Below are 21,033 nucleotides of genomic sequence, written 5' to 3' on the forward strand. Positions count from 1 at the left end.
GCTAGAACAGCCGCGCGGTGCCGTCGCCGTGGACGCGCTCCAGCTCCAGCATCCTCAGCTTCGTGTCGACGCCGCCGGGGGCGGAGAAGCCGCCGGTGCCGCCGGAGGCGGCGACGACGCGATGGCAGGGGACGACGATCGGCCACGGGTTGCGGCCGAGCGCCTGGCCGACGGCGCGGGCGGCGCCGGGCTCGGCCTCCAGCTCGCGCGCGATCGCGCCGTAGGTCGTGGTGCGGCCGGGGCGGATGCCGCGCGCGAGCGCGTAGACCGCGCGCGGGAAGTCATCCAGCTCGCGCACGTCGAGCACGACGTCGGCGAGGTCGTCGTCGGCGCCGGCCAGCAGCGCGACGATCCCGTCACGGGCGCGGGCGGGGACCGAGCCGTCGAGCACGGGCAGCGGCAGCGCGCGCGGGAAGGCGCGCACGATCTGCGCCCGCGTCGCCGCCTCGCTGCGCTCCGGCAGCCAGACGCCGGTCAGGCCGTGCTCGCCCCAGGCGATCCCGACCCACCCGATCGCCGTCTCGAAGGTCGCGTAGCCGAGCTGCTCGTCCATCGCACCACCGACGCTAGCAGCGGCTGCGGCGGTGGCGCGGGGGAGCGATGGTCTAGCGGACGCCGATCAGGTCGACGACGAAGACGAGCGTCTCGTCCGGGCCGATCACGCCGCCGGCGCCGCGCTTGCCGTAGCCGAGCAGCGGCGGGATCGTGATTCTGCGGCGGCCGCCGACTCGCATCCCTCTGACGCCCTCGTCCCAGCCCTGGATGACCTGGCCCTGGCCGAGGCCGAACTTGAAGGTGTCGCCGCGGTCCCAGGAGGCGTCGAACTGCTCGCCGTTGGACCACGAGTGGCCGACGTAGTGGACCTCGACGATCTGTCCGGCGGTCGCCTCGTCGCCCTCGCCGACGACGATGTCGTCCAGCTCCAGCTGGTAGGAGGGCGGCGTGCCGACGGGCACCTCGACGATGGGCTTCTCGTTCGTGCTCATGCCGCCACGATAGCCGCCCGGCCAGCCTGAGCCGCGGCTCAGTGCGGGTCGTCGCTGGAGGATGCCGGCGGGCGCGACTCCTCGGCCAGCGACGTGATCGCGAGCGCGCCGCGTGCGGCCGTCTCCAGCACCTCGGTCGCCTCCTCGGCCGAGCGCGCATACAGCTCGACCAGCAGGTGGACGACGATCTGGTCGTCGTCGTGCTTGTGGAAGCGCACGTGCGTGAAGAACTCGCGCGTGCCGTGGTCGCCGAAGGCCGCGTAGGAGAGCGCGTCGCCCGCCTCGGGGCCGGAGCAGGTCTCGACGTCGTCGGCCTCGACCGTGACGGTGCACGAGGCGACCCACGGCGTGCCGGCGACCATCCGCTCCCAGCGATCCTCGATCGGCTCCACCCGTCCGTTGTGGAAGCCGAGGTGCGGCTGGTCGTGCATGCAGTCGAGGCATTGCACGACCGCCTCCTGCATCTCGTCGACGACTTCCGCCCGTTCGCCCGTCTGCGGGTCGATCCGGTGGATGCCCTCGTAGTGGACCTGGACCTCGAGATTCTGCGACCAGCAGCGGTAGCAGCGGAGCCAGGCCCGAACGGTCTCCTGATCTGTGGAACCTTCCATCGTCACTGATTCTATGCTCCCCGCATGCGGCGGGAGCACCCGCCCGTCATCAGGAGCTGCTGAGTGGGCCATCGGAACGCACCGGTCGGAGTCGTGCTGGCGGGCGGAGCCGGCCGCCGGATGGGCGGCGGCAAGGCCGTCGTGGAGCTGCACGGACGGCCGCTGATCAGCTATCCCGTCGGCGTTCTGCAGGCCGCGCTGGGGACGGTCGCGGTCGTCGCGAAGCCCGCCAGCGAGCTGCCGCCGCTGCCCGGCGTCGAGATCTGGACCGAGCCGGAGCGGCCGTCGCATCCGCTCGCCGGGATCGTCCACGCGCTGGAGGGGGCGGAGGGGCGCGCGGTGCTCGTCGCCGCCGGCGACCTGCCGTTCCTCACGCGCGAGCTGGTCAAGACGGTCGCCGAGGCGCCCGCCGACGGCTGCGCGGCGGTCGTGCCGCGCGCCGGCGGCCGCCTGCAGCCGCTGCTGGCGCGCTACGAGCCGCAGGCGCTCGAACCGCTCAGCGAGGCGCTCGTGCTCGACGACCGGCTCGGCTCGCTGACGCGCGTCGTCGCGGCGCTGCCGCCGTGCGAGCTGGCGCTCGACGAGGCGGAGGCGTTCTTCAACGTCAACCTGCCGGAGGACCTGCTGACGGCGACGGCGATGATGGACCGGATCGATCCATCCGCGCGATGACGCGGCGGTGGCCGAGCATCCCGACCAGCCCCAGCGGCAGCGGCAGCCAGTAGGAGAACAGCCGGTAGGCGAAGGTCGCCAGCACGGCGTTGCCGGCCGAGACGCCGGCGAGCGTCAGCATGCCGGTCAGGCCGGCCTCGACGAAGCCGAGCCCGCCCGGCGTCAGCGGGATCTGCGTCAGCACCTGGGCGGCGCAGAAGGCGAGCAGCACGAGGCCGGGGCTGGGGGAGGCGTGGACGGCCGCCAGCGCGGCCAGCAGCGTCAGGTAGTCGAACGCCCAGCGGCCGACGGTCGCCGCCAGCGCCCGCTTCCAGCGCGGCCCGAACGTCGCGAGGATGCGGTCTCGCTCGCGCAGCAGCCGCGTCGGCAGCGAGCGCACCGGCGGCGATCTCCTGCGCATGCGGTTGCGGATCCGCTGGATCGTTCTGCCGACCCAGATCAGCAGGCTGTCGCGCGCGAGCATGACGCTGCCGACGATCGCCAGCACGACGAAGACGGCGATGCCGAGCGCAGCGACCTCGACGAGGTTCTGGTCGACGCCGCCGCGCAGCAGCGTCGGGATCGTCAGCACCGGCAGCGCCAGCACCATCGCGAAGGTGAAGACGTTGACGACCGCGATCCCGCCGACCGCCTTCTCTCTGCCGACGCCGGCCTGCACGAGCATTCTGTACTGCAGCGCGGCGCCGAGCGCGCCGCCGCCGGGGGCGATCTTCGCGAGCGCGTTGCCGGCCAGCTGCGAGGTGATCACCGGCGCGATCGGCACCGGCCGCAGGGCGAGCTGCTGCAGGAACCAGAGGCAGCCGAGCGAGCAGCCCTGCAGCACCAGCATCGCCAGCAGCCACTGCCACTCGAAGCGGCGCACGTCTCTCCACGAGCCGAGCGTGTCGAGCAGGCTCGGCGCGACCAGGTAGAGCGATATGCCGGTGACGAACAGCCAGATGCCGGTCTGCACCAGCTTGCGTCTGCGCCCCGCCTCCTCGTCCGGCGAGGAGACCATCTCGAACTCGCCGGTCAGCTCGACGCGATCCTCGATCGCCTTCTCGAGGCGATCGCCGAGGTGGGGATGGGGTCGTTGGTGGCGCGCGGTCACGTGTCAGACAAGCATCACAGGCGGCGAGGCGGCGGCGCGCGGGCAGCGGGCGGCGGGCCGGACCGGGTCGTCGGATAGCCTGCTCTGGATGCGTCTCATTCACTCCTCGCCGCTGGCGCTCGGGTGCGCCGCGCTGATCGCGCTCGCCGGCTGCGGGTCGAGCGACGGCGGCGGCGGCGCCACCTCGCCCAACGCGAGAGCGGCGCCGGCCTCCTCACCGCAGCTGGTGACGGCCGCGAGCCCGACCGAGGCCGAGTTCCCGCAGGCCGGCGGGAAGACGCTGCAGCAGCTCGCCGACACGATGAGACCGGGGCCGCAGCTGGGGCTGGCGACCTCCGTCTACACGCCCGGCACCGACCGGCTCGCGTTCGGGCTGATCGACGGCGACAACAAGTTCGTCTACGGCAGAACGGCCGTCTACATCGCCAAGAGACCCGGCGGCCCGGCGCAGGGCCCGTTCCTCGCGCCGGCCGACTCGCTGGAGGTGCGGACCGCCTTCCGCAGCCAGACGAGCAACTCGACGGCGGGCGAGCTGAAGGCCGTCTACCACGCGACCGTCGACTTCCCCAGAGCGGGCAGATGGTACGTCCTGTCCGCCACCAGACTGGGCGACCAGCTGTACGGCGCGACCGCCGACGTGAAGGTCGGCGACCACCCGAGAATCCCCGCCGCCGGCGACAGCGCGCCGCGCGTCGACACGCCGACGCCGGCCTCGGTCGGCAACGACGTCAGCAAGATCGACACGCGCACGCCGCCGAGCGAGATGCACAGAGTCAGCCTCAGAGACGTGCTCGGCAAGAAGCCGGTCGTGCTGCTGTTCGCGACCCCGGCGCTGTGCCAGTCGCGCGTCTGCGGCCCGGTCGCCGACATCGGCGCCCAGCTGCAGGCCGCCTACGGCGACAGAGTCGAGTTCATCCACAACGAGGTCTACGTCGACAACGACCCGAGCAAGGGCCTGCGTCCGCAGCTGACCGCCTACGGCCTGACGACCGAGCCGTGGCTGTTCGCGATCGCCAGAGACGGCAGAGTCGTCGAGCGGCTGGAGGGCGCCTTCGGGATCGAGGAGTACCGCCAGGCGGTCGAGAAGGCGGAGCGAGGGAGCTAGCCGCCGATCGCGGACATCGTCCGCGCCGGCTGCACGAAGCCGGGCTCGTTGACGTGGTGCTTGAGCTCCTTGCGCCAGACGGCGTCGCGGATCGTCTCGACCAGCTCGTCGTCTGAGGCGCCGGCCCGCAGCGGGTCGCGCAGGCTCGTCTCGCCGATCGAGAAGAGGCAGGTGCGGAGGTTGCCGTCGGCGGTCAGGCGGATGCGGTTGCAGTCGCCGCAGAACGGCTCGCTGACGGGGTTGATGAAGCCGATCCGGCCCTGCCCGTCGGCGAAGCGGTAGACGCGTGCGGTCGCCGACGGCTCACGCGGCTCCGGCTCCAGCGGGTAGCGCTCGGCGATGATCGCGCGCAGCTCCGCGCCGGTCAGCACCTGCTCGCGCGACCAGGCGTGGTCGGCGTCGAGCGGCATGAACTCGATGAAGCGGACCTCGTACGGGTGGCGGCGGGCGAACTCGGCGAAGGGGATCGCCTCCTGCTCGCTGAAGCCGCGCAGCGCGACCGCGTTGACCTTGATCGGATGCGCCTGCGGATGGGCCGCGAGCGCGTCCAGCCCGCGCAGCACCTGCGGCAGCGCGTCGCGGCGGGTCATCGCGAAGAAGCGGTCGCGCTGGAGCGAGTCGATCGAGACGTTGAAGCGGTTGACGCCGGCCGCGACGAGCGCGGCCGCGTCGCGCTCCAGCAGGTAGCCGTTGGTCGTCACCGACAAGTCGTGGACGCCGTCGATCGCCGCCAGCATCCGCACCAGCAGCGGGAAGTCGCGCCGCACGAGCGGCTCGCCACCGGTCAGCCGCACGTCGTGGACGCCCAGCTCGCTCAGCAGCCGCACGATCCGCTCGATCTCCTCGAACCGCAGCACGTCGGCCCGCTCCAGCCACGGCAGCCCGTCGGCAGGCATGCAGTACTGGCAGCGGAAGTTGCAGCGGTCGGTGACCGAGATCCGCACGTCGCCGATGCGGCGGCCGTGACCATCGATGAGTGGATCGCGCATCTGTCCAAGAGGGTATCCGCGCCCGCCGGCGTCAGCTGGCGTGGCGCGTCTCCAGGTCTGTCTGCGCTCAGTCGCTGAAGAACGAGCGCGCGCGCTCGACGACGAGGGCCGGCCGCTCCTCGGGGAGGAAGTGGCCGGTCTCCGGCACCCACTCGATCTCGAGGTTCGGCGCGAAGGCGCGATGCTCGCTGTCGCTGGCGCCCTGCAGGATCGGGTCCTTTCTGCCCCACAGCAGCAGCGACGGCGTCGTCAGGATGCGGTCGTGGAAGCCGCCGGAGGCGATCGGCTTCAGCTCGTGCAGCAGGAACGAGCGGTAGTACTGGGCGGCGGCGAGCGCGTGGTCGGGCTGCTTCAGCACGTCGACGAACTGGGCCAGCTCGAAGTCCGTGTAGCGGCCGTTGTGGCGGGCCGCCGTCAGCACGCGGCGGGTGAACTCGCCCTGGCGCATCAGGCCCTGGCCGAGGCCCGGCGTCGCCAGCGCGACCTGGTACCACAGCTGCGCCAGCCGTCTCAGGCTCGGCCGCTCGGCCGGCGGCCAGATGTGCGGGATCGAGCAGCCGATGAAGCGGTTGATCCGCTCCGGCGCCGTCAGGCAGACGAGGAAGCCGGTGAAGGCGCCCCAGTCGTGCGCGAGCAGGTCGACTCTGTCGAGCCCGAGCGCGTCGAGCAGCGCGATGTTGTCGTCGGCCAGCTCCTGCTTGACGTAGCCGCGCTTGGGCGCGTCGCTCCAGCCGAGGCCGCGCAGGTCGGGCGCGATCACGCGGTGGACTCTGGCCAGCTCGGGCAGGATGTCGCGCCACATCCACCAGTGCTGCGGCCAGCCATGCAGCAGCAGGATCGGCGGCGCGTCGGCCGGGCCGCCCTCGGCGACGTGGAGGCGGATGCCGCGAACGGTGACGTCGCGGTGGGTGATCCCTTCGACCTGCGGCAGCGGGAGGGGCATCCCGGCAGCCTAACTGGCCGGCTGGCCAGGATGCGCCGGCTCAGGCGTCGCGGTCTCTGTACAGCATCATGCCGACGAGCACGGTCGCGAAGGCGATCGTGCCGAACGTCAGCGCGGTGCCGAGGTTGGCGGCGCCGGCGAGGCCGGCGATCGCGCTGACGACGACGAAGACGGCGACGAGGACGGCGAGGTCGCGAAGCACGCGCCGAAGTCTGACGGACGGCGCGGCGCGGTGCTGCGCGGCCGCGCGACCGGCGAGAGGCGCCCGCGCGTGCGCGGGCGCCTCTCGGAGCCGGGTCAGCGAGCGGCGAGCGGGCGCGTGCGCGTCTGCGCGACGCGCGCTCTGACGGTCGCCGTCAGCGTCAGCGCTCTGCCGCCGCGCACCGTCGCGCGGCCGGCTCTCGTCAGCTTCAGCGGCGTCAGCGCGGCGATCCGGCCGGCCGGCACCGTGACGCGGCCGCTCGCGAGCGCGAGCGCGCCTCTGCGCGCCGGCGATCTGACCGCGATCGTCGCCGTGCAGCGGCCGCGCAGGTCGCCGTGGCGCTCCAGCCGCGCCGTCACGCCGCCGGCCGGCGTGCGCACGAGCTTGGAGACGGTGACGCGGCAGCCGGGCTTCTGCCTGGTCGGCGCGGGGCATCTGTCGCTGCCGCCCTGGCCGCCGAGGCGGGGCGCTCTGCGGGCTTGCAGGAACGCCTCGAACTTGGTCGGCTCGGCCGTCATCACGCCGTCGACGCAGAGGTCGAGCAGCGTGCCGTAGACCGCGTCGTTCTCCTCCGACTTGTCGAGCCAGACGTGCACGGCCGCACCCGCCGCGTGCGCCTTCGCGACGTACTCGGGCGTGACGATCTGCAGCGTCGTGGCGCCGAACTGGTAGGTGATCGGAATCTGCAGCGCCTTCGTGCCGCTCGGCAGCGGCTGGCCGCCGAGCAGGAAGCCGGAGATCCCGGCGACGCCGGCCGCCACGTCGATCCGCGGCGCGGCGGCGTGGAAGCGGTCGATCGCCGCCTGGTCGAACGAGACGACGATCACGTCGCTGCGGCCGGCGCCCTTCAGGAAGCTGGCGAGCAGGTCGGCGACGCGGAACTTCTCCTCCTGCGTTCTGCCCTTGATCTCGACGTTGACCGGGACGTCCGGGTAGGCGTCGAGCACCTCGGCGAGCGTCGGGATGCGGAAGTCCTCGGTGTCGAAGCCGGCCGGCGGCTTCTTCCTGCCGCTGCGGACGCCGCGGTACGGGTAGGCGCTCGCGGGCCGGCCGGCGACCGCGTTCTCGCCGGGGACGAAGTTGTAGGCGGCGTCGAGCCGGCGCAGCTGCGCGAGCGTCTTGCCCGCGACCTCGCCCGTGCCGTCGGTCGTGCGGTCGACGGTGTCGTCGTGGATCGCGACCAGCTGACCGTCCTTCGACGCGTGCACGTCGAGCTCGATCATGTCTCCGCCCTTGGCGAGACCGTCGTGGTAGGCGAACAGGGTGTTGGACGGCGCCTCGTTCTCGCCGCCCTGGTGGATCTGGTTCAGGACCCGCATGCCGAGCCACTGGTTGCCTGCCGCGCCGGCGCTCGCCGGCAGCGCGCAGGCGGCCGCGACAGCGACGACCAGGCCGAGGACGTGCCTTCCTCGTCTCACGCGTCGATCTCCTCCGATGAAAGTGACGATGGGCCCCGGACTGTAACGAGCACCGCCGCGACAGCGATCTCCGGTCGAGACGTGAAATCGCGTGAACAAGCGCGTCGATGCGCCCGTTCGCTCGTCACCGCCAGCACCATGATCCGTCCCGCGCTGCTCCTCTCGCTCGCCGTCGTCGCGGCGGCGCCTCCCGCCGCGGCCTCCGCCGCCCCGCACGCACCGACGACGCAGCGCCAGGCCGGCGTCAGCATCGACTGGCCGGCGAGCCGGGCGAGGGTGACGCTCGCGCCGGGCGCGACGGTGCGCGTCGCGGTCAGATCGCTGCGGCGCAGATCGGCGCCGGTGACGGTGCGGCTGCTGCGCACCGACACGAGCACGCCGCGGCTGGTGAAGCGCCGCACGCTGCGGCGCGGCAGCTTCGTCGCGAGACTGCCGCAGACGGTGACGGCGCGCTACCTGCTGACCGCCGCCGTCGCCAGACGGACGCTGCGCCGCCTGACGATCGCGACGCCGCCGCGCAGAGCCGAGAGAACCGCGCAGCAGCCGCCGCAGCCGCCCCAGCCACCGAGCTGCCCGTTGGTGGAGCCGTGGGAGGCGAGAGCGACGCTGACCGGCGATCGCACTGTGATGACGATCGGCGAGACGCTGAGAATCACGTACACGAACACCGGCCCGACCTGCCTCCAGGGCGGGTACGGCTACGGCGTCGAGCGGCTCGGCGGAGCCAGATGGAGAGGTTCAGGCGTCCCGATGGTGGTGCCGGCCGACGCCGAGACGATCGCCGGGCTGATGGCGGAGGCCGAGTTCGACGTCGTCGCGGCGGAGGGGTGAGGGAGCAGCGAGCCGATCCCGAGCTGCGTCCGGCCCGACTGGCTGCTCTAGCCGTCCGCTGACGCGGCGCGCGCTTCGAGCAGCCGCGTCAGTGACGGCACGTCGAGCCCGGCCTGCTGCGCCGCCAGCCACTTCTCGGCGGCGCGGCGGCCGCCGACGGCGCGCAGGCCGCGCGCGCCGTGCTCCTCGGCGAAGTCGGCGAGCGCGTGCTGGCGGCGGGCGGCCAGCCGGCGCGCGGCGACGTCGCTGCCGGCGCGGTGGGCGTCGAGCGCATCGAGCAGTCTGTCGATCCCGTCGACCGGCGGCAGCGAGCTGACGGCGACGACGGCCGTGTCGCGCGCGCCGAGCGAGCGCAGCGCCGCGTGCAGGTCGCGACGGGCGCGGACGGCGACCTGGCCGAGGTCGGCCTTCGTCACGATCAGCACGTCGGGGATCTCCATGATCCCGCTCTTGATGAACTGCAGCGCGTCGCCCGAGCCGGGCTGGACGACGACCGCGACCGTGTCCGCCACCTCGGCGATCTCCGTCTCCGACTGGCCGACGCCGACCGTCTCGATCACGACGACGTCGAAGGCGGCGGCGAGCGCGTGGGCGGCGGCGCGGGTCGCGGGGGCGAGGCCGCCGAGCCGCTCGCCGGCCGCCATCGAGCGGATGAAGACGTCGCGGTCGGCGGGGTCGAAGGCGATCCGCGCGCGGTCGCCGAGCAGCGCCCCGCCGGAGCGCTTGGAGGAGGGGTCGACCGCCAGCACGGCGACCGATCTGCCGCGCTCGCGCCAGCCCCGCAGCAGCGCCGACAGCAGCGTCGACTTGCCGGCGCCGGGCGGGCCGGTGACGCCGACGACGTGCGCGGGCGCCTCGTGCCCGAGCGCGGCCGGGGCGACGGCCGCCAGCAGCGCCGCGATCGCCGCCTGGTCGCGCGGCGCGCGCGACTCGACGAGGTTGAGCACGGCCGGCGCGACCGTCACGTCGCGGTCGCGCAGCCGCGCCGCCAGAGCTTCGACGTCCACACTCACGACGACGGAGAAGGCTAACGCTGCGAGAGCGAGCCTTCAGGCGAGCTCTCGCTATCGGAAGCGGAGCCTCTGGCGACGATCCCGACGATGTCGCGCATGATCTGCGTGATGTTGAAGTCCTTCGGCGTGTAGACGGCCGCGACCCCGGCGGCCCGCAGCGCCTGCTCGTCGGCCGGCGGGATGATCCCGCCGACGACGACCGGCACCTCGCCGATCCCGGCCTCTCTGAGCGCGTCGAGCACGTCCGGGATCAGCTCCCGGTGCGAGCCGGAGAGGATCGACAGGCCGACGACGTGGACGCCCTCCTGCAGCGCGGAGGCGGCGATCTGCGCCGGCGTCAGGCGGATCCCCTCGTAGACGACCTCCATGCCGGCGTCGCGCGCGGCGACGGCGATCTGCTCGGCGCCGTTGGAGTGGCCGTCGAGGCCAGGCTTGCCGACGAGGATCTTCAGCCGCCGGCCGAGCCCCTCGCTGAGCCGCTCGACCTCGTCGCGGATCTGCTCCAGCGCGGCGTCGTCGTCGACGCCCGCGCCGGCCGCCTCGCCGACGCCGGTCGGCCCGCGGTACTGGCCGAAGGCGTCGCGCAGCGTCTGCGCCCACTCGCCGGTCGTCGCGCCCGCGCGGGCGGCCGCGATCGTCGCCGGCATGATGTTCTCGTCCCCGGCGGCGACGCGCGCGACCTCCGCCAGCGCGCCGTCGACCGCGGCCTGGTCGCGGGCTGCGCGCCAGGCGGCGACCGCCTCGCGCTGGTGCTGCTCGACCTCCGCGTCGACGGTCATGATGCCGCCGTCGTTGTCGGCCGTCAGCGGCGAGGGCTCGGTCTCGGTGTAGACGTTCTGGCCGATCACCTTCATCTCGCCCGACTCGATCCGCCGGATCCGCTCGCGGTGGGACTCGACCAGCGCCGCCTTCATGTACGGCACCGCCTCGACCGCGCCGCCGTGCTCGGCGACGATCGCCATCTCTCTGCGGGCGCCGTCGAGCAGCTCGCCGACGAGCCCGTCCATCACGATCGAGCCCTCGAAGATGTCGGGGTAGTCGAGCAGGTCGGTCTCGTACGCGAGCACCTGCTGCAGCCGCAGCGACCACTGCTGGTCCCACGGCCGCGGCAGCCCGAGCGCCTCGTTCCAGGCCGGCAGCTGCAGCGCGCGGGCGCGCGCGTCGCGGCCGAGCGTGACGGCGAGCGCCTCCAGCACGATCCGCTGGACGTTGTTCTCCGGCTGCGCCTCGGTCAGCCCGAGCGAGTTGACCTGCACGCCGTAGCGGAAGCGGCGCTGCTTGGCGTCCTGCACGCCGTAGCGCTCACGCCCCAGCTCGTCCCACAGCCTGCCCATCGCGCGCAGCTTCGCGTGCTCCTCGATGAAGCGCACGCCGGCGTTGACGAAGAACGAGATGCGGCTGAAGACTCTGCCCATCAGCTCCGGCGCGACGCGCGCTCTGACCTCGTCGAGGACGGCGATCGCGGTCGACATCGCGTAGGCGATCTCCTGCACCGGCGTCGCGCCCGCCTCCTGCAGGTGGTAGGAGCAGATGTTGATCGGGTTCCACTTCGGAACCTCCTCGACGGTGTAGGCGACCATGTCGGCGATCAGCCGCATCGAGGGGCCGGGCGGGAAGGCGTACGTCCCGCGCGAGAGGTACTCCTTGATGATGTCGTTCTGCGTCGTGCCCTGCAGCAGCGCCTGGTCGACGCCGGTGTCCTCCGCCGTGACGATGTAGAGCGCCAGCAGCCATGCCGCCGTCGCGTTGATCGTCATCGACGTGTTCATCTTGTCGAGCGGGATGCCGTCGAGCAGGGCGGCCATGTCGCCCTTGTGCGCGACCGGCACGCCGACCTTCCCGACCTCGCCGCGCGCCAGCTCGTGATCGGCGTCGTAGCCGGTCTGCGTCGGCAGGTCGAAGGCGATCGAGAGACCGGTCTGGCCCTTGGCCAGGTTGCGGCGGTACAGCTCGTTCGACTTCGCCGCCGTCGAGTGGCCGGCGTAGGTCCGCATCATCCACGGACGGTCTCTCTCAGGAAGGCGATGCTTTCCGCTCATCCACCCGATAGTAGGGTTCGCCCCCTTCAACGGACCCCGATTCGACCGGCCACGGGTAGGCCTTCTGAACATGCGAGCCATCGACGTCAACCATCTCGGGATCGAGCGCGTCATCTGCGCCTGGCAGGTCGGCGACGTGATCGTCGACCCCGGCCCCGAACCAGCGCTGCCGACCCTGCTGGAGGCGCTCGGCGACTGGCGCCCGCGTGCGCTGCTGCTGACCCACATCCACCTCGACCACGCCGGCGCGACCGGCGCGCTCGTCAAGCGCTGGCCCGACCTCGAGGTCTACGTGCACGAGCGCGGGGCGCCGCACGTGATCGACCCGTCGAAGCTGATGAACAGCGCCGGGCGCCTCTACGGCGAGGACAACATGCAGCGGCTGTGGGGCGACGTGCTGCCGGTCCCGCAGGAGCAGGTGCACGCGCTCAGCGGGGGCGAGACGCTCGACCTCGCCGGCGGCATCCGCGTCGCCTACACGCCCGGCCACGCCTCCCACCACGTCGCCTACCTGCACGAGGAGAGCGGCCGCGCCTTCGTCGGCGACGTCGCCGGCGTGCGGATCCCGCCGCTGGACCTCGTGATAGCGCCGACGCCGCCGCCGGACGTCGACGTCGAGAAGTGGGAGGCGTCGCTGGACCTGATCGGCGACTGGAGACCGGCCTCGCTCGGCCTGACCCACTTCGGCGCGGTCGAGGACGCGGCGGCGCAGCTGGACGCGACGCGCCAGTCGCTGCGCGACCTCGCCGGCCTCGCCCGCCGCGGCGACGCCGACCTGCTGGAGAACGCCGTCCGCTCGACGATCGAGCGCGAGGCCGACGGTCCCGCGACCGTCCAGGCGTACGAGGCGGCGGTCCCGCCGTCGCACCTGTTCATGGGGCTGGAGCGCTACTGGCGCAAGCGCGCCGAGCGCGAGGCAGCTGACGCGAGCGTCCCCGACGGGTCGCGCTAAGGTGCGGTGAAGCCATGGGGCAGACGATCGAGAAGCCGCGCGTCCAGGGGCCCGGCAGCGGGCTCGGCGGCAACTGGCGCGTGATCGTCAAGAACGACGATCACAACACCTTCGACCACGTCGCGATGACGCTCGCGCGCTACATCCCGGGCGTCACGGTCCCGATCGGCTACAGCATCGCCGACCGCATCCACAACTCCGGCCAGGCGATCGTCTGGTCGGGGATGAAGGAGGTCGCGGAGCTGTACTGGGAGCAGCTGCAGGGAGCGGGGCTGACGATGGCCCCGCTCGAACAAGGCTGACTCAGCCCTTCACCGTGAAGTGCAGGTCGCGGCGCACGCCGGCGCCGCGTGACGGCACGGCCGTCAGCGTCACCGGCAGGCCGCCGGCGCGGCGCGCGAGCGAGCGCGAGGCGGTCAGCGGCACGCGCCACGTCATCTGTCTGCCGCGCGCGAGCGAGATCGTGCGCTTGCCCATGTCGAAGCCGCCGGCGCGCGTCAGCCGCACCGTGCCGGCGCAGCCGGGGCCGTCGGCGGCGAGCAGGCCGATCGCGATCTGGCAGCGGACGGTCACGACGACCGCGCCGCCCTGCAGCTTCAGCACCGGCTTGACCTTGAAGCTGCTGCGGTCGCTGTCGTCGCGGCCGGGGAAGGGGAAGACGAGCGTCGGCGTCGTCATGCGGGTGCTGCCGGCGGGGCCGATCTCGCCGTTCTCGCAGTCGATCGCGGCGTCGTCGCGGGGGTCGAGGATGACCGTGTCGCGACCGCGGTTGCACGCGATCGACTGCGGGCGGCCGTCGCGCAGCTCGAAGCGGTCGTTGCCGTCGCCGCCCTCGAACTGCTCGAAGTTGCGCAGCGTGTCGCGCTCGCCCGCGCCGCCGCTGCCGCCCTTGACGCTCGGCCGCACCTTGACCGCGGTCTTGCGCGGGCTGAGCGCGCCGTCGCTGCCGATCACGTCGACGTAGGTCATCAGGTCGTTGTCGGCGCCGCCGTCGAGCACGTCGTCGCCGCCACCGCCGCCGATCACGTCCTGGCCGCGGCCGCCGCTGATCCTGTCGTCCGCGGGGCCGCCGATCAGCAGGTCGTCGCCGTCGCCGCCGACGATCGTCGCCGGCAGATTCGCCTTCACGCGCACGTCGCCGCCGACGTTGCCGGTGCGGACGTCGAGCCGCTTCACCTGCAGCAGCTGTTCGGTCGTTCTGAGCGGATCGACGGGTCTGAGCGGGTCGACCGGCGTGGCCGGGTCGGTCGTTCTCACCGGATCGGTCTGCGCCGGATCGGCCGGCTTGACGTACTCGACCGGGCAGTCGGCGCGGTAGCGGTCTCTGCTGACCGTGCACTGCGCGGGCGCGGAGATGCGGCTGCCGCGCTCGTCGAGGCGGATCGTCTCACCGCCGTCGACCAGCGAGATCACGACGTTGATCGGCTCGATGCCGTCGCCGTGGTAGACGAACGTGTCGTCGTCGTAGGCGACGACGCCGCCGGCGAACGCCGGGGCGGAGGCAGCCAGCGTCGCGACAAGCGCGAGCGGCGCGATCAGGGGGAGACGGTTCAAGCGCATGAAGGGGGGAGAAAAGAAGCGTCGCGACCGGGGTACCCGATCGCGACGGATGCAGACATCGTACGGATGAGAACCGACGGCTCGCCCCAAGGTTGCGGCGCGCGCGTCGAAGCGCGGCTCAGCCGGCGGGCGCCAGCTCCCGGTCCTTCTCCTTGCTGCGCTGCTTCTCCTCGCTGACCGTTCTGACGTTCCAGACGATGTGCGTCTTCTCCATCGCCCAGATCACGACGGCCGACGGGTCGGCCAGTCTCTCCCAGCGCTTGAGGCCGTGGGAGGCGGAGGTCGGGAAGGCGTGGTGGTTGTGGTGCCACGCCTCGCCGAGCGACGGGATCGCGAGCCAGATGTTGTTCGTCGACTTGTCGTCGGTCTCGAAGCGGCGGCGGCCGAAGTAGTGGCAGATCGAGTTGACCGACCAGGTGACGTGGTGGATCAGGAAGATCCGCACGAGGCCGCCCCAGACGAAGCCGGTCAGCGCGCCCATCGGGTCGAAGCCGGTGAGGACGAAGCCGAACAGCGCCGGCAGCAGCAGCGACAGCAGCACCCACAGCGGGAAGGTGCGGTTGACCCAGCGGATCGGCTTGTCTCTGATCAGGTCGGGCGCGTAGCGGTGCGCGGAGGCGCGGCCGTGGTGGTCGCCGTCGATCAGCCAGCCGACCTGCGCGTGCCAGAGGCCGTGGATCGCGCCCTTGAGGCCGCCGTCGTGGCCGAGGTGGGGGCTGTGCGGATCGCCGTCCTCGTCGGAGAAGGCGTGGTGCTTGCGGTGGTCGGCGACCCAGGTGATGACGCTGCCCTCGATCGCCATCGAGCCGGCGATCGCGAACAGCACGCGGACCGGCTCGGAGGTCTCGAAGGAGCGGTGGGTGAAGAGGCGGTGGAAGCCGATCGTCACGCCGAAGCCGGTGAAGAGGTAGAAGCCGACCATGATCGCGATGTCCGTCCAGCCGACGGCCTTGTTCCACAGCAGCACGATCGCCGCGAAGATGCCAAGGACGGGCAGGAAGACCGCGAGGAGGTTGTAGAGACGGGCAGGGCGGGTCATGGCTTTGGACCCTAGGACGAATCAGACCCCCTGTCCTCGTCTGGCGGCAACGTCTCGTGCAGGCGTTTTTGTACGATCTCTACAAATGACGACCTCGGAGATCCTTCGTCCCTGGCATGCGCTGCCGCCCTCTGTCGCCGCCGCGCTGCGGCCGGAGCTGCCGGGCGTCGCGCAGGAGATCATCGAGGCGGTGCGGGTCGAGGTGCCGCCGTACGCGCGCCGGCTGGAGGGCCCCTTCGGCCGCGGCCTGATCGCCGGCGTCGAGCAGGCGCTGCGCCAGTTCGTCGACGGGCTCGGCACCGGCGGCAAGCTGCCGCGGGCGCGCGTCTACGTCGACCTCGGCCGCGGCGAGATGCGCGCCGGCCGCTCGCTCGACACGCTCCTGAGCGCCTACCGCGTCGGCGCGCGCGTCGCCTGGCGCCGCTTCGCCTCGCTCGGCGCCGAGGCCGGCCTGCCGCCGGCGACGCTGTTCGAGCTGGCCGAGTCGATCTTCGTCTACATCGACGAGCTGTCGGCGAAGTCGGCCGAGGGCTACGCCTCCGAGCAGTCGGCCGCCGCCGGCGAGCGCTCCGCCCGCCGCCAGCGGCTCGTGCGGATGCTCGTGCGGACGCCGCCGGCCGACCCGCTCGACGTCGAGGAGACCGCCCGCGAGGCCGAGTGGCGGCTGCCCGAGGAGGTCGCGGTGCTCGTCTTCGCGGAGGAGCAGCGGGCGCGCGTCGTGCCGCGGCTGCCGGCCGACGCGATCGTCGAGCTGGTCGGCGAGGTCGTCGTCGCGGTGATCCCCGACCCCGCTCGCAGCGACCGCGCGCAGCAGCTCGCGCGCGCCGTCGGCGGGCGGCTCCACGCCGCCCTCGGCCCGGCCGTCTCGTGGCGCGACGCCGCCGTCAGCCTGCTGCGCGCCCGCGCCGTGCTGGCGCTCGTGGAGGAGGGCGTGGTGCGGCAGAGGGGCGTGATCCGCGCCGACGACCACGCTGCCGCGCTGCTGCTGCGCAGCGACCGCAGGCTCGCGCAGGAGCTGGTGCGGGCGCGGCTGGCGCCGCTCGCCGCGCTGCCCGACGGTCCGCGCGCCCGCCTGACCGAGACGCTCGCCGCCTGGCTCGCCGAGCAGGGGCGGCTGCAGCTCGTCGCCGAGCGGCTGCACGTCCACCCGCAGACGGCGCGCTACCGGCTCGGGCAGCTGAGAGAGCTGTTCGGCGACGCGCTCGAGCAGCCGGCCGCCCGCTTCGAGCTGGAGCTGGCGCTGCGCGCCGACGGGCTCTTGTAGCGCGCACCGCCGACGCGCCCGTCAGGATCCTCGCCATGCGCAGGTGGTGGGAGAGCGTCGTCGGGCATCCGTGGCTGGTCGGCAGCCCGACGCTGCCGGGCACGACCGTCGGCCGCCGCGCCCGCTGGCTGACGATCGCCGCGATCGTGCTCGCGAACGCGATCGGCACGCTCGTCGTCGTCGCCTTCGCGCTGCTGGCGCTGCCGAAGCCCAACGACATCGACGACCGCGGCACGGTGATCGCGCTCAACCTCGGCCTCGCCGGCGTCTACGTCACGCTCGCGCTCGTCGTCGGCGTCTTCTGGGGCCGGCGCGTGGTCGAGGGCGGGCGGCACGGCACCGAGCGCTGGCTGCGCAGCGACCGCCGCGCCGACGCCGCCGAGCGCCGCCACATCCTGCGCGCGCCGCTGCGCGTCGCGCGCGTGACCGCCGCGCTGTGGATCGCCGCCGCGCTCGCCTTCGGCCTGCTCGACGGCCTCTTCGCCGACCCGCTGCTGGGGCTCGGCGTCGGCATGACGGTCCTGCTCGGCGGCCTCACGACCTCCTCGTTCGCCTACTTCCTCGCCGAGCTGGCGCTGCGGCCGATCGTCGCCCGCGCGCTCGCGCACGGCCCGCCGGAGCGGCGCGGCGTGCCGGGCGTGGCGACCCGCTGGATCCTCTCGTGGACGCTCGGCACCGCCGTCCCGCTGGTCGGGCTGGTGCTGATCGGGATCGTCGCCTTCACGAACGTCGACATCACCGTCACCTCGCTGGCGGTCGCGATCGTCGTGCTCGGCTCGATCGCGCTCGTCTTCGGCGCGCTCACCTCGCTCTTCGCCGTCTACGCGACCGTCAACCCGATCGTCGCGATCCGGCGCGCGCTGCGGCACGTCGAGGAGGGCGACTACGCGGTCGAGCTGCGCGTCTGGGACGGCAGCGAGGTGGGGGAGCTGCAGGTCGGCTTCAACGCGATGGCGGCCGGGCTGCGCGAGCGCGAGCGGATGCGCGACCTGTTCGGCCGCCAGGTCGGCGAGGCGGTCGCGCGGCGCGCGCTGGAGCAGGAGGTCAGCCTCGGGGGCGAGACGCGCGACGTCGCGGTCCTGTTCGTCGACCTCGTCGGCTCGACGGCGCTGGCGTCGCGCAGGCCGCCGCAGGAGGTCGTCGCGCTGCTGAACGAGTTCTTCGCCGAGGTCGTCGACGTCGTCGAGCGCTGCGGCGGCTGGATCAACAAGTTCCAGGGCGACGCGGCGCTGGCGATCTTCGGCGCGCCGATCGAGCTGCCCGGCAAGGAGGAGCAGGCGCTGCGGGCGGCGCGCGAGCTGGCGGTGCGGCTGCGGACGCTGCCGGAGCTGTCGGCGGGGATCGGCGTCGCGGCGGGCGACGCGGTCGCCGGGCACGTCGGCGCCGAGCGGCGCTTCGAGTACACCGTCATCGGCGACCCGGTCAACGAGGCGGCGCGGCTCTGCGACCTCGCGAAGAGAAGCCCCGAGCGGGTGCTGGCGTCGGGCGCGGCGCTCGCGCGGGTCACGGGACCGGAGCGCGAGCGCTGGCGGCTCGACGGCGAGGCGACGCTGCGCGGGCGCTCGGCACCCACGCAGCTGGCGTCGCCTGCGACTTCCTGACTAGGCGGCGGCTTCCTCAGACGCGGCCGGGGCGGGCGCGGCGGCCGTCTCGGCCTGCGGCTCGACCTCGATCCGCGCGATCACGTCCTGCCAGACGTACAGGACCGGCACCTGGTACCAGCCCGAGTATCTGGCGCGGAAGCGGATCATCTCGTCGCTCTCCCAGAAGCGCTCCCACGCCGCTCTCGAGTCGAACCAGCACATGTGGTCGAATCTGTAGCGGTCGTCGCGGGACTGATGGATCTGCACCTCGCTCGCGCCGTATCTGATCGCGATCGGGGCGACGTCCTGCAGCGCCTCCGCGAATCTGTCGTTGCGGAAGAGCGTCGCGTACCAGGGGATGTGAACGACACCGGCCATTGGAAACCCTCCTGGTGGGTGCGCTACGCACCCACCTCTGCTCGGATCGCACCCGGCCCGTCGGCGGTCTTGCCCTGACCTTCGGCGGTGGCACCGACGAGGATCGCGATCTTGCCGAGGTGCTTGTTGTCTCGAAGAAGCTGATGGGCGTCCGCGACCTTCTCGAAGCCCATCGTCTGCCACAGCACCGGCCGGACGAGGCTCTGCTCGATCAGCTCATTGGCCTTCGTCGCCTCCCAGGCGTTCGCGAAGTGCGAGCCGATGATCTGCTTCTGCTTCATCCAGAGGTACCGAACGTCGAAGTCGAGCTGGAAGCCCGATGTCGCGCCGCAGATGACGACCTTACCGAACGGCTTGACGGCGAGGACTGACGTCGGGAACGTCGCTCTGCCGACATGCTCGAAGACGATGTCCGGCGCTCCGCCGAGCTTCTCCTCGACCGCCTTGGTGAAGCGGCGCGACTCCTTGAAGCGGGCCTTGTCCTCCTCGGGCGTCTCACCGCCCTTGCGCATCATCCCGATGTAGTCGTTGCGGTCGATGTAGTCGACCGCGCCGAGCTGCTTGACCAGCTCGCCCTTCTCCGCCGAGGAGACGACGCCGACCGACTGCGCGCCGGCGATCTTGCAGAGCTGGGTGGCGAAGACGCCGAGGCCGCCGGCGGCGCCCCAGATCAGCACGCGATGGCCCGGCTGCAGCTGCGCCTGGTCGATCAGCATGCGGTACGCGGTGAAGTAGGTGAGGCCGTAGGAGGCGGCCTCCTCCCACGACAGGTGTCTGGGCTTGGGCAGCAGCTGCTGCGCCTGCACCTTCGTGAACTGGGCGAACGAGCCCCAGGTCGTCTCGTAGCCCCAGATCCGCTGCGACGGCGCCGCCAGCGGGTCGAGGCCGTGGACCTCGACGTCCTCGTAGGAGGCCTGGTTGCAGTGGATCACGACCTCGTCGCCGGCCTTCCAGCGGGTGACGCCGTCGCCGACCTTCCAGACGATGCCGGAGGCGTCGGAGCCGCCGATGTGGTGGCCGTACTGGGGGTGGTCGCCGTACTTCATCACCGAGATCGGCTCGCCGAGCGCGGCCCAGACGTTGTTGAAGTTGACGCCGGCCGCCATCACGCGCACGACGACCTCGAACGCACCGGGCTCGGGCGTCTCGATCTCCTCCAGCTGGAACGCGTCTACCGGCTCCCCGAGCCGCTCCTCGCGGATGACCCATGCCGTCATCGTCGCCGGCAGCGTGCCCGGCTCGGTGTCGACCGTCGCGATCTGGCTCACGTCAACAGCCACAAAGACCTCATTCCCACTCGTGGACGGGCCGTGATGGTTGCACCGGCGCGTTCACATGAACGCCGGTTCGCGGAGCGGCGCGGCGTCGGCTCAGTCGAAGAATCTCGCGCGCTTGAACCAGATGAACAGCCCGACGGCCGCGACCGCCGCGCCGCCGACGCCGAAGACCATGAAGCTCCAGACGCTGTCGATGTGCCTGACCAGCCAGCCGAAGTTCATCCCGAAGAAGCCGGTCAGCGCGGTGACGGGCAGGAAGACGGTCGAGACGAGCGTCAGCTGCTTCATCACCTGGTTCATGCGGTTGGAGGCCGTCGACAGGTAGACGTCCATCAGCCCGGTCAGCAGGTCGCGGTAGGAGTCGACCAGGTCCGAGACGCGGATCAGGTGGTCGTAGACGTCGCGGAAGTAGTCGCGCGTGCCGACGTCGAGGCCGGGCAGGTCGTTGATGTCCTCGATCGCGCGCTGCGCCAGGTCCCGCTGCGGCGTCACGATCCGCCGCAGCGCGGCGAGCGCGCGCTTGAGCTTGAAGATCCCCTGCAGCTGTCTGTCGGTCGCGTCGAGGATGATCGCGTCCTCGAGCGTGTCGATCGTGTCGTCGATCGCCTCCAGCAGCGGGAAGAAGGTGTCGGTCAGCGCATCGAGGATGCGGTAGATGACGAAGCTCTCGCTCTCCGGCTCGCGCTCCTTTCTCATCCGCGCGCGCAGGTCGTCGACCGCGCCGCACCAGTCGCGCCGCACGGTCACGACCCAGTTGCCGCTGACGAGCAGGTGGACCTCGACGAGCTTTCTGCGCGCGGTCTCCTCGTCGGGGACCTCGAGCAGTCTGTGCTGCGAGTCGATCGGCTGCGCGCCGTAGAAGACGAGCAGCATGTGGTCGCCGTAGCGGTCGAGCTTCGGCCGCTGTCTGAACTCGCGCGTGTCCTCGATCGCGAGCGGATGCCAGCCGAACCGCTCGCCCAGCCACGACAGCTGCTCGTCGCTGGGATGGACGACGTCGAGCCAGAAGAAGTGTCTCTCGACGAGCAGCCGCTCGATCAGCTGCTCGTCGATCGCGTCGAGGATGTGCACGCCGTCAGCG

At 72.2% G+C, this 21,033-nt stretch carries 22 protein-coding genes; 7 read left to right on the forward strand and 15 right to left on the reverse strand.

From position 1 onward, the window contains the following. Window position 1: 1 nt before the first annotated feature. Genes Q7L73_RS19320 through Q7L73_RS19330 form a run of 3 tightly spaced genes read right to left on the reverse strand, consistent with a single transcriptional unit; the run spans window position 2 to window position 1,597 of the window. The gene (locus Q7L73_RS19320) at window positions 2–553 is read right to left on the reverse strand and encodes a methylated-DNA--[protein]-cysteine S-methyltransferase (protein WP_304691817.1); all 552 of its coding nucleotides are present in this window, start codon (window positions 551–553) and stop codon (window positions 2–4) included. A 52-nt stretch (window positions 554–605) separates the two neighbouring features. Then, a complete protein-coding gene (locus Q7L73_RS19325) occupies window positions 606–986 on the reverse strand; it encodes an FKBP-type peptidyl-prolyl cis-trans isomerase (RefSeq protein ID WP_304691818.1) in 381 nt (126 codons plus the stop codon). 38 nt (window positions 987–1,024) lie between these two features. Further along, entirely contained in the window at window positions 1,025–1,597 is a 573-nt protein-coding gene (locus tag Q7L73_RS19330; RefSeq protein ID WP_304691819.1) for a hypothetical protein, read from the reverse strand. A gap of 63 nt (window positions 1,598–1,660) precedes the next feature. On the opposite strand from Q7L73_RS19330, the gene Q7L73_RS19335 reads away from it, so the two are divergent. Further along, entirely contained in the window at window positions 1,661–2,269 is a 609-nt protein-coding gene (locus Q7L73_RS19335) for a molybdenum cofactor guanylyltransferase (protein ID WP_304691820.1), read from the forward strand. Here the strand turns inward: Q7L73_RS19335 and Q7L73_RS19340 are convergent. After that, entirely contained in the window at window positions 2,202–3,359 is a 1,158-nt protein-coding gene (locus tag Q7L73_RS19340) for a lysylphosphatidylglycerol synthase transmembrane domain-containing protein (RefSeq protein ID WP_304691821.1), read from the reverse strand. The genes Q7L73_RS19335 and Q7L73_RS19340 overlap by 68 nt on opposite strands. A gap of 88 nt (window positions 3,360–3,447) precedes the next feature. Between Q7L73_RS19340 and Q7L73_RS19345 the strand changes: the two genes are divergently transcribed. After that, a complete protein-coding gene (locus Q7L73_RS19345) occupies window positions 3,448–4,464 on the forward strand; it encodes a hypothetical protein (RefSeq protein WP_304691822.1) in 1,017 nt (338 codons plus the stop codon). Here the strand turns inward: Q7L73_RS19345 and moaA are convergent. The 4 genes from moaA to Q7L73_RS19365 form a co-directional block, all read right to left on the reverse strand. Further along, a complete protein-coding gene (gene moaA, locus Q7L73_RS19350; protein ID WP_304691823.1) occupies window positions 4,461–5,453 on the reverse strand; it encodes a GTP 3',8-cyclase MoaA in 993 nt (330 codons plus the stop codon). The two genes, Q7L73_RS19345 and moaA, sit on opposite strands and share 4 nt — an antisense overlap. 67 nt (window positions 5,454–5,520) lie before the next feature. Continuing rightward, the gene (locus tag Q7L73_RS19355; protein WP_304691824.1) at window positions 5,521–6,396 is read right to left on the reverse strand and encodes an alpha/beta fold hydrolase; all 876 of its coding nucleotides are present in this window, start codon (window positions 6,394–6,396) and stop codon (window positions 5,521–5,523) included. Window positions 6,397–6,436: 40 nt separating this feature from the next. Then, entirely contained in the window at window positions 6,437–6,598 is a 162-nt protein-coding gene (locus tag Q7L73_RS19360; RefSeq protein ID WP_304691825.1) for a hypothetical protein, read from the reverse strand. 95 nt (window positions 6,599–6,693) lie between these two features. Further along, a complete protein-coding gene (locus Q7L73_RS19365) occupies window positions 6,694–8,016 on the reverse strand; it encodes a glycerophosphodiester phosphodiesterase family protein (protein WP_304691826.1) in 1,323 nt (440 codons plus the stop codon). Window positions 8,017–8,154: 138 nt separating this feature from the next. On the opposite strand from Q7L73_RS19365, the gene Q7L73_RS19370 reads away from it, so the two are divergent. After that, the gene (locus Q7L73_RS19370; protein WP_304691827.1) at window positions 8,155–8,847 is read left to right on the forward strand and encodes a hypothetical protein; all 693 of its coding nucleotides are present in this window, start codon (window positions 8,155–8,157) and stop codon (window positions 8,845–8,847) included. A 47-nt stretch (window positions 8,848–8,894) separates the two neighbouring features. Here the strand turns inward: Q7L73_RS19370 and Q7L73_RS19375 are convergent, their stop codons facing one another. Both Q7L73_RS19375 and Q7L73_RS19380 read right to left on the reverse strand, forming a co-directional pair. Beyond that, entirely contained in the window at window positions 8,895–9,860 is a 966-nt protein-coding gene (locus tag Q7L73_RS19375; RefSeq protein ID WP_304715612.1) for an ArgK/MeaB family GTPase, read from the reverse strand. A gap of 14 nt (window positions 9,861–9,874) precedes the next feature. Next, window positions 9,875–11,899: a protein meaA gene (locus tag Q7L73_RS19380; protein ID WP_304691829.1), complete on the reverse strand. Its 2,025-nt coding sequence runs from the start codon at window positions 11,897–11,899 to the stop codon at window positions 9,875–9,877. Between the two features lie 70 nt (window positions 11,900–11,969). On the opposite strand from Q7L73_RS19380, the gene Q7L73_RS19385 reads away from it, so the two are divergent. Together Q7L73_RS19385 and Q7L73_RS19390 are read left to right on the forward strand one after the other, a co-directional pair. Beyond that, on the forward strand, window positions 11,970–12,851 hold the full coding sequence (locus tag Q7L73_RS19385; RefSeq protein WP_304691830.1) for an MBL fold metallo-hydrolase: 882 nt from the start codon (window positions 11,970–11,972) through the stop codon (window positions 12,849–12,851). A 14-nt stretch (window positions 12,852–12,865) separates the two neighbouring features. Continuing rightward, window positions 12,866–13,153 (forward strand): ATP-dependent Clp protease adaptor ClpS, encoded by a 288-nt coding sequence (locus Q7L73_RS19390; protein ID WP_304691831.1) that lies wholly within the window; start codon window positions 12,866–12,868, stop codon window positions 13,151–13,153. A gap of 1 nt (window position 13,154) precedes the next feature. Here Q7L73_RS19390 and Q7L73_RS19395 read toward each other — a convergent pair whose 3' ends face one another. Together Q7L73_RS19395 and Q7L73_RS19400 are read right to left on the reverse strand one after the other, a co-directional pair. Then, complete coding sequence (locus tag Q7L73_RS19395) at window positions 13,155–14,405, reverse strand: hypothetical protein (protein ID WP_304691832.1); 1,251 nt, start codon at window positions 14,403–14,405, stop codon at window positions 13,155–13,157. A gap of 124 nt (window positions 14,406–14,529) precedes the next feature. Further along, window positions 14,530–15,450: an acyl-CoA desaturase gene (locus tag Q7L73_RS19400; protein ID WP_304691833.1), complete on the reverse strand. Its 921-nt coding sequence runs from the start codon at window positions 15,448–15,450 to the stop codon at window positions 14,530–14,532. Window positions 15,451–15,535: 85 nt separating this feature from the next. Here Q7L73_RS19400 and Q7L73_RS19405 point away from each other — a divergent pair, with 85 nt between their 5' ends. Together Q7L73_RS19405 and Q7L73_RS19410 are read left to right on the forward strand one after the other, a co-directional pair. Beyond that, window positions 15,536–16,714, forward strand: coding sequence for a CdaR family transcriptional regulator (locus Q7L73_RS19405; protein WP_304691834.1), 1,179 nt, complete (start codon window positions 15,536–15,538; stop codon window positions 16,712–16,714). Window positions 16,715–16,749: 35 nt separating this feature from the next. Next, on the forward strand, window positions 16,750–18,315 hold the full coding sequence (locus tag Q7L73_RS19410) for an adenylate/guanylate cyclase domain-containing protein (protein WP_304691835.1): 1,566 nt from the start codon (window positions 16,750–16,752) through the stop codon (window positions 18,313–18,315). Here Q7L73_RS19410 and Q7L73_RS19415 read toward each other — a convergent pair whose 3' ends face one another. The 3 genes from Q7L73_RS19415 to corA form a co-directional block, all read right to left on the reverse strand. Further along, window positions 18,316–18,675 carry a hypothetical protein gene (locus tag Q7L73_RS19415; protein ID WP_304691836.1) on the reverse strand — a complete coding sequence of 120 codons (360 nt, stop codon included), beginning with the start codon at window positions 18,673–18,675 and terminating at the stop codon, window positions 18,316–18,318. 23 nt (window positions 18,676–18,698) lie between these two features. Next, entirely contained in the window at window positions 18,699–19,955 is a 1,257-nt protein-coding gene (gene ccrA, locus Q7L73_RS19420) for a crotonyl-CoA carboxylase/reductase (RefSeq protein WP_304715613.1), read from the reverse strand. A gap of 90 nt (window positions 19,956–20,045) precedes the next feature. After that, window positions 20,046–21,023: a magnesium/cobalt transporter CorA gene (corA, locus tag Q7L73_RS19425; RefSeq protein WP_304691838.1), complete on the reverse strand. Its 978-nt coding sequence runs from the start codon at window positions 21,021–21,023 to the stop codon at window positions 20,046–20,048. Window positions 21,024–21,033: the final 10 nt, after the last annotated feature.

Origin of the sequence: Conexibacter sp. CPCC 205762 (assembly GCF_030646155.1) — a bacterium.
In the GTDB taxonomy this organism is placed as follows: domain Bacteria; phylum Actinomycetota; class Thermoleophilia; order Solirubrobacterales; family Solirubrobacteraceae; genus Conexibacter.